The 10,922-nt window shown below is 39.2% G+C and carries 15 protein-coding genes; all 15 read left to right on the top strand.

Annotation, left to right across the window (positions count from 1 at the left end):
* Nucleotides 1–97 precede the first annotated feature (97 nt).
* Nucleotides 98–283 carry a hypothetical protein gene (locus HCK02_RS12175; protein WP_167630384.1) on the top strand — a complete coding sequence of 62 codons (186 nt, stop codon included), beginning with the start codon at nt 98–100 and terminating at the stop codon, nt 281–283.
* Nucleotides 284–562 carry a hypothetical protein gene (locus HCK02_RS12170; protein WP_167630383.1) on the top strand — a complete coding sequence of 93 codons (279 nt, stop codon included), beginning with the start codon at nt 284–286 and terminating at the stop codon, nt 560–562.
* A gap of 68 nt (nt 563–630) precedes the next feature.
* Nucleotides 631–1,062, top strand: a complete 432-nt coding sequence (locus HCK02_RS12165) for a hypothetical protein (protein ID WP_167630382.1) — start codon at nt 631–633, stop codon at nt 1,060–1,062.
* Nucleotides 1,059–1,304 carry a hypothetical protein gene (locus HCK02_RS12160; protein ID WP_167630381.1) on the top strand — a complete coding sequence of 82 codons (246 nt, stop codon included), beginning with the start codon at nt 1,059–1,061 and terminating at the stop codon, nt 1,302–1,304. Before HCK02_RS12165 ends, HCK02_RS12160 begins: the two co-directional genes overlap by 4 nt.
* An 82-nt stretch (nt 1,305–1,386) precedes the next feature.
* The gene (locus HCK02_RS12155; protein WP_167630380.1) at nt 1,387–3,294 is read left to right on the top strand and encodes an isopeptide-forming domain-containing fimbrial protein; all 1,908 of its coding nucleotides are present in this window, start codon (nt 1,387–1,389) and stop codon (nt 3,292–3,294) included.
* Nucleotides 3,295–3,361: 67 nt separating this feature from the next.
* Nucleotides 3,362–4,003 (top strand): class A sortase, encoded by a 642-nt coding sequence (locus HCK02_RS12150; RefSeq protein WP_167630379.1) that lies wholly within the window; start codon nt 3,362–3,364, stop codon nt 4,001–4,003.
* Between the two features lie 12 nt (nt 4,004–4,015).
* Nucleotides 4,016–4,351 (top strand): hypothetical protein, encoded by a 336-nt coding sequence (locus HCK02_RS12145; protein WP_167630378.1) that lies wholly within the window; start codon nt 4,016–4,018, stop codon nt 4,349–4,351.
* Nucleotides 4,333–4,509, top strand: a complete 177-nt coding sequence (locus HCK02_RS14305) for a DUF6906 family protein (protein ID WP_425482894.1) — start codon at nt 4,333–4,335, stop codon at nt 4,507–4,509. Before HCK02_RS12145 ends, HCK02_RS14305 begins: the two co-directional genes overlap by 19 nt.
* Before the next feature lie 64 nt (nt 4,510–4,573).
* Nucleotides 4,574–4,819: a hypothetical protein gene (locus HCK02_RS12140; protein WP_167630377.1), complete on the top strand. Its 246-nt coding sequence runs from the start codon at nt 4,574–4,576 to the stop codon at nt 4,817–4,819.
* Between the two features lie 13 nt (nt 4,820–4,832).
* Nucleotides 4,833–5,096, top strand: a complete 264-nt coding sequence (locus tag HCK02_RS12135) for a hypothetical protein (RefSeq protein ID WP_167630376.1) — start codon at nt 4,833–4,835, stop codon at nt 5,094–5,096.
* 610 nt (nt 5,097–5,706) lie between these two features.
* Nucleotides 5,707–8,394 (top strand): helicase HerA domain-containing protein, encoded by a 2,688-nt coding sequence (locus HCK02_RS12130; RefSeq protein WP_167630375.1) that lies wholly within the window; start codon nt 5,707–5,709, stop codon nt 8,392–8,394.
* Nucleotides 8,395–9,258 carry a replication-relaxation family protein gene (locus HCK02_RS12125; RefSeq protein ID WP_167630374.1) on the top strand — a complete coding sequence of 288 codons (864 nt, stop codon included), beginning with the start codon at nt 8,395–8,397 and terminating at the stop codon, nt 9,256–9,258.
* 14 nt (nt 9,259–9,272) lie between these two features.
* The gene (locus HCK02_RS12120) at nt 9,273–9,494 is read left to right on the top strand and encodes a hypothetical protein (RefSeq protein ID WP_167630373.1); all 222 of its coding nucleotides are present in this window, start codon (nt 9,273–9,275) and stop codon (nt 9,492–9,494) included.
* 9 nt (nt 9,495–9,503) lie between these two features.
* The gene (locus tag HCK02_RS12115; RefSeq protein ID WP_167630372.1) at nt 9,504–10,556 is read left to right on the top strand and encodes a conjugal transfer protein; all 1,053 of its coding nucleotides are present in this window, start codon (nt 9,504–9,506) and stop codon (nt 10,554–10,556) included.
* A 67-nt stretch (nt 10,557–10,623) separates the two neighbouring features.
* Nucleotides 10,624–10,842 carry a hypothetical protein gene (locus HCK02_RS12110; RefSeq protein ID WP_167630371.1) on the top strand — a complete coding sequence of 73 codons (219 nt, stop codon included), beginning with the start codon at nt 10,624–10,626 and terminating at the stop codon, nt 10,840–10,842.
* Nucleotides 10,843–10,922: the final 80 nt, after the last annotated feature.

The raw sequence follows: 10,922 nt of genomic DNA, 5'->3' as shown, positions 1-10,922 counted from the left end.
ACATTTGTGTCTATTTATTTACTAGTATATCAAAAAAGGTGTCTACTTTATTAGGATACATGCAGATTATATGATTAATAATGAGGAGGTAATTTAAATGGAAGAATGTAAATACTGTCAAACGGTTAATGGAACTAGAGGAACATTGCATGTTGATGTCGCAGGAGGCGAAGTTTTGTATATCAACGATGAGGCGCAACTTGAATTTAGTGACAAAGGAAGCGAGTTAAAAATTGACATCAACTATTGTCCAATGTGCGGACGTAAATTGGAGGATAAATAAATGACAAAAGCAAAATACTATAATTTCCCAGACGAAGATTATTATGCGCTGATTAAAGCAGAAAATGAAGAGAAAGCAAAGAAAATTTATGTGGATCAGGTTTCTGGTGATGATGTTTCTGAGATTGGAAAGGTTTTAGAAATCAGTGAATCGGAGGCAAGAAAGCAATGGGACGAAGCAGAGAAATATGCAGAAGAAAAATACGATGAGAAATTTGATGATTCTTTTGAAGGAGATGAAATAAATTGCTTACTATTAATTGATTCTTATTTTGCATAAGGGGGATCTATTGTGGTCTTTCAAGTGAAATAACATTAAAAATGAAAGTGTGAAAGGAAGTTAGATAGATGGGACAACTGTATCCGTTTCAACGGTATTGTAGACAGGATGTGAAAAAAGTAATGCGAACAGAAGCTAAGCTTCTGTTTTTTTTATTTATCGGTTTGTGTGCCCCTTTGTTGGGAGACTATGCGCTTTCTGTAAGGGAAAAAAAGATATATTTATTCTTTGCTCTCTTTTGTCTGGGGCTGTTTGGATTTGTACGTGTGATTCAACGTCGCTATGACCGAATTAAGCAGTTTTACCAAAGAAAAATTCAGTTTCAGTATCGACATCAAGGCTATCCTACAATTTCATTTTATCGAAATTATCTTCGACGTCATCAGTTTATTTGTTCGATCGATGGTTCTTATCGACTCGTTAAAGTGGACAAAGTTGGAAAGATTCAACGTTGGATCACTATGAAAGGACTAAAAAAGAAAGAGAGGAATGCGCTATGAAGAAAAGTAGCCCTTTAAAAAATGTGTTATGGGATGCGAGACAAGCTAAATACTTGAAGAAGCCTAATTCAGATCAATCATTTCCGACTGTCACGGATCAGATTCAAGAGGCTTGGACGTTTCGTGGCCGAGAGATTCAGAAAGCTTGGCGCATCGCGTATAAGGCAGCTTGGCTCGGAATCGGTCAATTTTTTGTTTATGGTGTGAAAATTCCTTATCAAGAAGAAAAAAATCCAAAATAAAAGGAGAGATAGAGATGAGGATTCGTTCACCTACAGAGAAAAATAGGTAACCATCCAAATTTAAAGGAAATGGGGAGAAAAAATGACAAATAAAGTAAAGGTTAAACGATCGACGTCAACGAAATTAGCTGCCACGGTGGTCGCAGGTGTCGTTGTGCTATCAGGTGTATTTCCATACGCAGCTTTGGCTGAACCTATCAAGAACCTACCTAATGTGGAAGTTCCTTCTAAAGATTCTTCTGCCTCCAATAAGTACTCGGTCATTCCGGTTTTTAATCCGGAAAAAACGAAGGCTACAACTTTTGGAGAAGGGTGGGCAAAGACCGATGAAAACGGTGGAGGAAAGCTAATTTCCTATACACAAACCAATCCATCGGATGCTAAAAAAGGAAAAATTGGAGTCGTCTATTCTAATATAGCTACCTATGAAGGTCGTTCTTTAGACTTGAAGATTACCGTAACGAATTGGAATCCCTACTTTACAGGCGATAAAGTCATCAGTTTTGGCCGCGAAGCGATTCTTCATACACAGACGGGATATTCGGACGTTCAACAAGAATGGCAGTATATCGATAGTGAAACAAAAAAACCAGTGAATGTCGAAGGCTCTTTCATGACATTTGTGGATCTAGATGGTTTGCAGTCAATTACATTTGATAAGGCAACTACAGGTAAGATCGATAAAATGTATGTATCCGATGACACTTGGCTTGATGCAACGACCGTAAATGGTGGTTTGAAAGTGGCAGATATTAGTAATAAAGGTTCTGTCGATAGTGATCCATTCGCTCAATTTACGGCTCTGTTCAGTGGCGGCAAGATGACCTTTAGTTGGGGGAAAGACTATGCGGGTGCTGGCTATTCGAAAAATCAATCTGCACCAAAAGGGCAAGCTGGGAACGAATATTTTGCATATAGTAGTGAAAAGCCTGTTCGGACGGAAGTATTAGAACCCACGAAATTAGTGAGTGATGCAAACGAAAAAGATAAAATCGAAAATAGCTTGGATTATACGCAAGAAGCGTATTCTTATACGGTTTCTCATAGTGTTCCAGACGAAAGGGAAGAATTTTATTATCAATCCTATCAAATGGAAGACAAGCTAATCGATGAATTAGACTTAGACTCCGTCACAGTCACCAATGAGGAAGGAAAAGATGTAACGGCTTTGTTTGAGAATCAAACCAAAGGGCAAGCTGTGAAAATGGTAGCGAAAGCGGAAACGCTGAAAAAAGCCGATTTTTATAATCACACGTATTTCTTCAACCTGAATGTGAAAGTGAAAAAAGGTGCGGATTTGTCTAAGTACAAGGATAAAGAAGGGAATATTCTTTTACCAAATAAAGCAAATGTGACGGTTGATGGTAAAACGAAACCAACAAATGAGACAGAAACAAAAGTTCCAACTCCAGTCACTTTGAAGCTTCAAAAGAAAATTGTGGAAAATGGAAAGCTAGTCGAGCAAAATGAGACAACGGAAGAAAAAGCCTATCAATATCGTTTAGACTACACGATTCCAAATGACGTTCCCTATGAAAAAATTGAAGTGGGAGATACGCTTGAACCCGTTTTAAATTTGAAGGGTGTCAAAGTGTATGATAAGAATGGAAAAGATATTTCCAATCAAGGAACGTTAACCCTTGATCCAAAGAAAAATCGTTTCAGCTGGTCGCCAAAGAATCCCGAAGCTTTTGCAGGGCAATCCTTTTATGTGTTGATTGATTCCTCGGTGAAGAAAGACGCTGACCTTTCGAAATATAAGAAAGGCGAGGATTACGTCATCCCTAACCAAGCTTATCTTACGCTAGACGATAAAAAACAAGAAACGAATCAAGTCACCACGCTGGTCGCCCTTCCAAAAGCTGAAGTAAAACCAGAAACCCCTAAGGTAACACCAAAGGCCGCAGATCCTGTAGAAAGCATTCCTAAAACAGGTTCTTCTGGTACAGGTTATGGATTCTTGGATGCCTTGAAGCAATTTTTTGCTTAAAAGAAACCTAAGGAAGCACGTTTTGTAGAGAGCGTGCTTCTCTTTTTTTGGAGAAAGGAGCCTATCAATGAAAAAGAAAACCAAAGTTTTGTTGAGTTTATTGCTTGTTCTTCTTCTGGCCATTGGTTGCGGGATAGCCGTTTTTCAATATACCCAATCTGAACAAGATGTGGCCACGATTCAAAAACAAACGAAGAAAAAACCAGAAAAATGGAATACGAAGGTAGAAAAAGCCGATTACCAACAAGACGTAGATCGTCCGAATCTTAAAGACTTAGCTGCTTTTCAACAGTCCAAGGATTATGAGACTTGGTTAAAAAAGGCTATTGGTGAAATTAAAATTCCAAGTCTTCACCTTCAACTACCTGTTCTACCAGGAACAAACAATCATTCGCTTCAGGTAGGCGCAACGACTTACCGAGAAAATCAACGGATTGGTCAAGGAAATTTTGTCTTACTTGGCCACAACATGGGTAAATCTGGCGTCTTGTTCTCCGATTTGAATCAAATAAAAGTAGGAGATCGTATTCAACTTACGATTCAAGACCAACAAGCCACATATCAAGTCAAAGAAAAAAAGATCGTGTCTGAAAAAGAAGGACAAGTGCTGGCGAATACACAAGATGCCCGTTTAACCCTCATTACTTGTGACAAAGCAACGAAAACGACGCATCGAATCGTCATCCTTGCCAATCTTGTCCAAGCGTAAAGGAGAATGAAGATGTATTTTTTGATTAAAATACGTAACCAACAAGCCCCAAAAGCAAAGAAAACGTCTTTTTATGTGCTGAATTTTCAAACCAAGCTTGATCCTGATCATGCGTGTCAAGCTATTTTTGCATGGTTGGAGAATCGAAAACAAGCGCATCAATCGGTGGCTGTTTTTAAACAGGCTTATCGATCCCTTCACTTAGAACATATTGAGTTCATCAGTATTCGGGCTATTTCTTCTCGCGATAAGGAGAAAGAACACGCCTTCCGACTGAGTCAAGGAAAAAAACTCGCTTTGAAGCCTAAGCACTATCAAGAAATTGAACAATGGGAAGGGGAAACATGATGCGAGGAAATCCAAAAAACCCCACCCGAAAACAACGGCAACTGTTAAAAGCACATAGAAAAGAGCCCGATAATTGGTGGGTTGTGGGTTGTTCACCTGAAAAGCTCTATCTTCAGCATAAACAGTCCAAAAAGTATAGCACGGTCAAACGAGTCTAGGAACCCAAAAAAGCCACCTCGCCGTGGCTTTGGTGGTTACCTGGAAGAAAGGAGCGATTAGCGAATGAAAAAGCATTTATGGAAGATTGGATTGGGGATTGAATTGGTTATACTCTTGGTTGGTCTTCTGTGCATTTTAGGCGTTCTTGCCCAGATTTTTTTGATTTTCACGTATGTAAGTACAGTGGCAGCCTGGGTTTGGCTGATTATCGTTTGGTGTACCTTTATTGTCTTGTTATTTCGTTATGTCCAGAATCGGATTCAGTGGGTGAAAAAGAAAAAAGCAAATCAAACATCTATCCATGTTTAAAGGAGGAAGAACCATGCCCTATTATGAGTTTCCAGATAATGAATATTATGCCTTAATTCAAGCAGATAACGAAGAAAAAGCAAAAGTCATTTACAAAAAGCATGTCGGAGAGGATGATTCTGCGCCGATTAAGCCTGTTTCTATACACCCGAATCTGGCTAAAAAGCAATATGAGGATGTGGTAGTAGATAGTGAAGACTATCAGGCAGAATTTGATGCTTTTGAAAAAATGGGACCAAATCAATTGCTTTTAATAGATGGCTTATTAGTCAATTAGATATGGATATCAAGGCTTTTTTGTATGAAGATACAATTAAGTTGAAGGCCTTTATTAGTATTTCTAAATTACTCTCTCTTTAACATGTATCCATTTAAAGCTAGATCGATTGATAGGAGAACGGAAAATTATGGGAGTAAAGAATTAAAAAAATAAAAGAACGACTTTCCTTCTAATCAACAAAGAGAGGAGCTATTCATTGGCTAATCAATGACTTATTATGTGCTTTTTCTTAGCTATTTCATGGATTAGTACCTGCCCTAAAAAAAGTCAATGAGGAATATGTGGAAATATAAGTATTTCAGTGAGTTTCCTAATGGGAAACTTTTTCCTTAAAATGGAAATTCTTCTAAATTGTACCGATTAAAAAATTCATTTTTTATATCGGCTACAGATTTAGCAAGATTTTTCTAATTCTCATTCGTGGGGGCGCCCTAGCTTTTCACTCCTTCTCTTTAACCTGCTGTTAGCTCGTGCAACTTTATTTTCCATTGCTCATCTTCTTATTCGTTTCCAAACTACTCAATCTATCCGGATTCATTGTGCATCATCATGCAATTAAAAATCATAAATATACACAATTTATTTTCAATAGGAGGGGGAGAAATTATTGGCACAAAAAAATAAAGCGGATCAAAAACTAGAAGAATGGATTCGAGCAAATCCGATTCTCATATTAATGATTGGTGGAGGAGGTCTTTTTTTATTATTCGGGAAAAAAATCTTTTCCTCCCTTACCTTTCATTTTCCAAAAGAAAAACTGATAGAGCTCCAATCCATTGTTGAGGGAATTATCATTGTGGCTGGCCTTGTATTTTTAGCTCGGCTTGTATGGATCCAATATTTTGCACGAAAACAGTGGCGATATGAGCGACTTCTTCCTCATGAAGATGATCAGTTTCGACCGCAAGACGTGATTAAGATGTTGGAGCGACTTCAAGGAAGTCGGAGAAATCGTATCAAAAGGTTTTTCTTAGGAAAAGAATGGTTCAGTTATACCTTGTATCGAGATGAAGAAGGGCAGGTAGGGTTTTACATTGGTGCAACAAATGATTTGATGCCATTCATTCAAAGTTCAATCAAGAGTGTCTATGGACGAGCAGAATTTTATCCTGGCTCACTACCGATGCCTCAAGATTTTGGAAAGAAAAAACGATTTAGTGGACGGATGAAAATGCACCGTAAACGAAATCGAAATGCGCTTCCTTTAGCAGAATACACCTATGATGATCTGCCGGTTCTTATTCGAGAAATGCCCCCTGAAACTTGGGTACAAGTGCTCTTTAGTCCCAATAGTGGTCGGAAATTAAAAGAAAAAATGATTGAACGAGAAACCAATATTAAAGAAGTAGCCAGTACAGACCGCAATACCTTTGATAAGCAAGAGTTAAAAGGACTGAGAGATCGGAATATTAGTCATCGAGGAGCTTTTGATGTGGTGATTTCCATGGCTTCCGTCTCCTCAAATGCAAAAAATCAAGTGAAACAAATGGGAAATCTCTTACGGGCTAGTTTAAGTGAACTCAATACAGTGAAATATCGCAAACTGAAAAATAGCGTCCGTGCTTTCCCGCATCCTTATCGGTACACCATGATGATGACGAGTGAAGAATTGGCTAACGTCGTTCATCTTCCTTTATTCGATAAACGACAAGTCATTGATGCCATTAAATTAATCACACCACGTAGTAAACGGGGGGCAGAACTGATTCCTAAAAATGTAATGGCCAATCCGAATGATGTATTTATTGGCTATCTTGAGCATCCTATTATCAAGAACCGAGCGGTTTATCTTCAGAAAGCGTTTATTGGGGAACATTTTGGTTTGTTTGGAAAAACTGGATCCGGAAAATCAACCGTTCTAAATACATTATTATCACAAGGGTTTGTTAAAGATTTTATTGAACAAGAAACCGCAGCGGGGTTTACCTTTGCAGATCCTGCACGAGATACCGTCATTGTGATTTTGAATCAACTTTTACATGCCGAACAACAAGGGGCCACGATTAACTGGGATAAAGTGCATTATTTCAGTGTTGCCAACTCCACGCACCCGTTTGCGATGAATTTGTTATATAAGATGTCTGGTCAAAAAGAAGGGGTGATTGCGGATGCGGTCACAGAATTGATTGAAGCCAACTTTCCACAGCCAGCTGCAGTGGCTGCTCGACTCTTACGATTTTGTATTCGAACATTGCTTGCGGATCCCTATGAAACGCATACGATATTAGAAGTCAATCGGTTATTGGATGATGTCCAGTTTCGGAAACAGTTGTTGCGAGTCATTGGTCGAGATCCTCGAAATTATGAGATTATGGATTATTGGCAAAATGATGCCGAAGGGAATATCAAAACATCCGCACTGGCGGTTAAAAATCGGATTGATATGTTTGCATCGAGTGAGTCCCTCAAACGAATTTTTGGTCAGAAAGAGTTTGAGTGGGATGTTCGACAATATATGGATGAAGGCCATTTGGTTCTGCTGGATGTCAGCAATCTTTCAAAAAGTGAAATTGGTCTAGTTGTTGGTTATTTGGAATACATGTATTACCGCATTGCCGAAACACGCCCTCCATACTCGCTGTTGCATTTGTTTGTTGTAGATGAACGGCACAAAGTTAATAATGTCCCAGTCACTCCTCGAATTATCGCAGAAAGCCGAAAATTTGGTTTAGCCAGTGGAACAGCTACACAGCGACTCCTTCAACTATCTGAAGGACATCGAGAAGCCATTACGGAGATTCAAGATAACTTTTTTGTCTGTCAACAAGGATCAAAGGATGCGGAGACAGCGGCCAAGTATTTAAGCATTAGCGAGAATGATCAAGTAAATCCTAAATACTTAACCAATTTAGAACCTCGTCGTGCTGTCATTCGTTTTAAGGAAAAAGTTGATGGTGTAGTAAGTACGTATCGGACGACGGTTGTGGTTCCTCCCCTAGATAAATATAAACCGGATGGCCAAGTGGCGAACTATCTGGAAAAAGAAGATGTGAAACTTGCAAATGATTGGACGTATGAAAAAGCACGTGAACTGGAGGCACGGGAAGGTAAAACAGTCGAAGAAGTAGATCTTACGATTATGAAATACATGAATCCCAATCAAGACTTCAGTGAAATCGAAGAAGAACAAAAACAAACGATGACGGAACAGGAAATTGAGGATGGTTATGAGACCTTACTTGAACAGTTGGGAGATCCGCCCGAAGAAGAGGAAGAAGAACATGAAACGGAAGGAATTTCCTTACTAGATTTAGCTCAAACTAATGGAAAGCAAAAGTCGAAAGGAGATGACTAGATGAATTTACAAGAGGATGATATTACTTTTTTTCAGCGACTACACCAATTCATCTATTTGGATGCCCCCTTTACCTATAGACATTGCTATCAACATCGATTTAAACATTATGAAAGCTTTCATAAATATTTACGAAAACTTGAGGAAAAGAATTACATTCGAATTTTTAAAAATCAATTGATTCCGGGGCAAGGTCGGGGCTCTATTTTAACATTAGGCGCTGAAGGACTAAAGCTGATTCAGGAGGTTGAAGGCGAACGTCAATTTTCTATTCATTGGTCTCGTGAGCTTCAGATTTGGTATCGGCATTCGATTTTGATTGCCCATGTAGCTTTTTCTTTTGAGGAGCGAGCTCCTGAATATGGACTTTTAGTGAAAGATTATGTGCAAGAAAATCGAGGTTATTATCAATTTGGACAATCCAAAAAACAAGATGTCATCCGGCCGGATGGCTTTTTAATTGTGGGTCCAAAAGGACAAGCTACGAATTTTGGTTTGTTTTTAGAAATGGAACGCTCAAGAGGCACGAAAAAGGTCTTACAAGACAAAATCGAACGCTATACACGTTTCCTTGAGCGAAAGGATCAGCAGGATAAATACTTGTATCATATTGGGGCAGAAGCAGAAGTTCAGGAATTTCTCGTCTTATTTGTAGGCGCTTCAGAAAATACCACACAGTTGACAAAACAAAAATTAGGCAGTTTAAAGCCCCAAAAAGGGGAGCGGCCAGGTATTCTCCATCCGGATATTGTGATTCCTGTCTTATTGACGACACTAGCTGCCATCATACAAGATCCTTTCCAAACCATCTATTTTCCGATGCATAAAACAAATCCAGAGGAGAAAACTGGAATCGCCATTTAAAAAGGAGGTTAACGATGAGACTTGTAGGTATATTTATCGGGATTTTATTTAGCTTTGTCATCCTTTTTCAATATGTCCCGATCTGGTTTCCGCAAGCTGCGGAGTCCGTTCAAATGATGAAAGATGGCTTGCAGATGGGATTTGATTGGTGTGTCACTCATTGGGGACGTACAACATTTGGTTTGATTTTAATGGGTGGGCTCATTTGGATCGCTTATGGTAGCTCATCGAGATAGGAGGAAGAGATGGAAACTGAAAAACAAGAAAAAAAATCGCTTTTTCGCGCATTAAAACGAATGTGGGATCGAGAAGGTGAACGACAACAAGAAAAGAAAAAACAAAAGGAAGCTCGTCCTCCAGGCATTCGGGCAAGAAAGTGGGGAAAAGGGCTGTTTTGGGTTGCTTTTAGCTGTCTAGCTGTTCTTTCATTAGTGGGATATGTACAGGCTCAAAGTGCCGTTACCCAAAAGCCAGTGGCGCAGACAACCCAACAGAATCATGCCGTTTCACCTGAGGCCGTAACCTATGGACGAGACTTTTTACAGGCGTATTATACGTTTGAAAATACTGATGAAGGGCTTGCGGCACATAAAGCGGCTTTAGCTCCTTTTTTGTCTAAAGGACTAGATGAACAAGGAGGTATCGATATCGGTAGTATCCAAGGATCAAGTCGGGTTCGTTCGATAACGGTGAAACAAACGGAAGCTAAGGGCCAACAAAAAGCCTTTTTAACTTATCTAGTGGAAGGAACAATCACTCGGACCTGGACGGAAGAAAAGGAAGTCGAGGTGAAACAAGGCGATAAGAAAGTGAAGAAGAAAGAAAAACAAACGAAAAATGAAGATAAAGCTTTTACACAAACCATTCAGGTGCCAGTAGCCTATCAATCTGGTCATTTTTCAGTGTACGATTTACCCAAATTTGTCGCATATAAACAGGAAGCTACCGCAGATAAGGCTAAAATACCGAATCACTATGAGGCCTATCATGGAAGTACAGCCAAAGTGGAAGCCTTTCTGGAGACATTCTTTAAGTCTTATGCAGAAGATGATGCAGATAAATTATCGTATCTAGTGGCTCCTACCCTTTCTATTCAAGGATTAGGCGGTGCGATGGTTTATCAAGAGATGCAAGATCAAGAAATTCGAGTAGGAAAGAAAGGCCAGTTATTGATTTGGGTAACCGTCACCTTTAAACAACCCGATACAGGCTTGAAAATGAATGGCCGTTATCAAATGACGATTCAAAAAGGAAAACAAGAAAAACGATATCTTGTTCAAGAATGGAATGAGCACTAAGCTTTTGGGTTTATAGGTAGATCCCGTTTGAAAAAACCTAACTCTATCGTTGAAAGAGGTGAAATAAATGCCAAGTGCACAGGGGATTTATCAATGGTTTAGTGGGGAGCTCCGTTGGGTTTTCCTCATTGCCGTCATCATTGTTGTCATTGTGTGCGCATACAAACGTTCACTCATTGGCTTCATTCTAGCTTTAGTGAGTATGATTGTCATTGGGATGTTCGTCATCAAGCCAGATCTCATTTTGACACTCGCAGAGTGGGCAAGTGGCCAGGTGATGAAATAAACGAAAAGTCTAGTGGTAATAAGTCAAGCTGAACTTTTAAATTATTTTCAAGGAAAAACTAATTTTTGAGCGCACTGAAC

This window comes from Listeria valentina (genome assembly GCF_011800755.1).
Taxonomy (GTDB): Bacteria; Bacillota; Bacilli; order Lactobacillales; family Listeriaceae; genus Listeria; species Listeria valentina.
The sequence above is the reverse complement of the archived record's forward strand: the minus strand, read 5'-3'. Positions and strand labels throughout refer to the sequence as shown.

Coding starts and splice junctions, on each gene's coding strand:
- HCK02_RS12145 (WP_167630378.1), top strand. CDS start 4,016: ATGTATTTTTTGATTAAAATACGTAACCAACAAGCCCCAAAAGCAAAG.
- HCK02_RS12155 (WP_167630380.1), top strand. CDS start 1,387: ATGACAAATAAAGTAAAGGTTAAACGATCGACGTCAACGAAATTAGCT.
- HCK02_RS12150 (WP_167630379.1), top strand. CDS start 3,362: ATGAAAAAGAAAACCAAAGTTTTGTTGAGTTTATTGCTTGTTCTTCTT.
- HCK02_RS14305 (WP_425482894.1), top strand. CDS start 4,333: ATGGGAAGGGGAAACATGATGCGAGGAAATCCAAAAAACCCCACCCGA.
- HCK02_RS12120 (WP_167630373.1), top strand. CDS start 9,273: ATGAGACTTGTAGGTATATTTATCGGGATTTTATTTAGCTTTGTCATC.
- HCK02_RS12170 (WP_167630383.1), top strand. CDS start 284: ATGACAAAAGCAAAATACTATAATTTCCCAGACGAAGATTATTATGCG.
- HCK02_RS12165 (WP_167630382.1), top strand. CDS start 631: ATGGGACAACTGTATCCGTTTCAACGGTATTGTAGACAGGATGTGAAA.
- HCK02_RS12115 (WP_167630372.1), top strand. CDS start 9,504: ATGGAAACTGAAAAACAAGAAAAAAAATCGCTTTTTCGCGCATTAAAA.
- HCK02_RS12175 (WP_167630384.1), top strand. CDS start 98: ATGGAAGAATGTAAATACTGTCAAACGGTTAATGGAACTAGAGGAACA.
- HCK02_RS12110 (WP_167630371.1), top strand. CDS start 10,624: ATGCCAAGTGCACAGGGGATTTATCAATGGTTTAGTGGGGAGCTCCGT.
- HCK02_RS12125 (WP_167630374.1), top strand. CDS start 8,395: ATGAATTTACAAGAGGATGATATTACTTTTTTTCAGCGACTACACCAA.
- HCK02_RS12160 (WP_167630381.1), top strand. CDS start 1,059: ATGAAGAAAAGTAGCCCTTTAAAAAATGTGTTATGGGATGCGAGACAA.
- HCK02_RS12140 (WP_167630377.1), top strand. CDS start 4,574: ATGAAAAAGCATTTATGGAAGATTGGATTGGGGATTGAATTGGTTATA.
- HCK02_RS12135 (WP_167630376.1), top strand. CDS start 4,833: ATGCCCTATTATGAGTTTCCAGATAATGAATATTATGCCTTAATTCAA.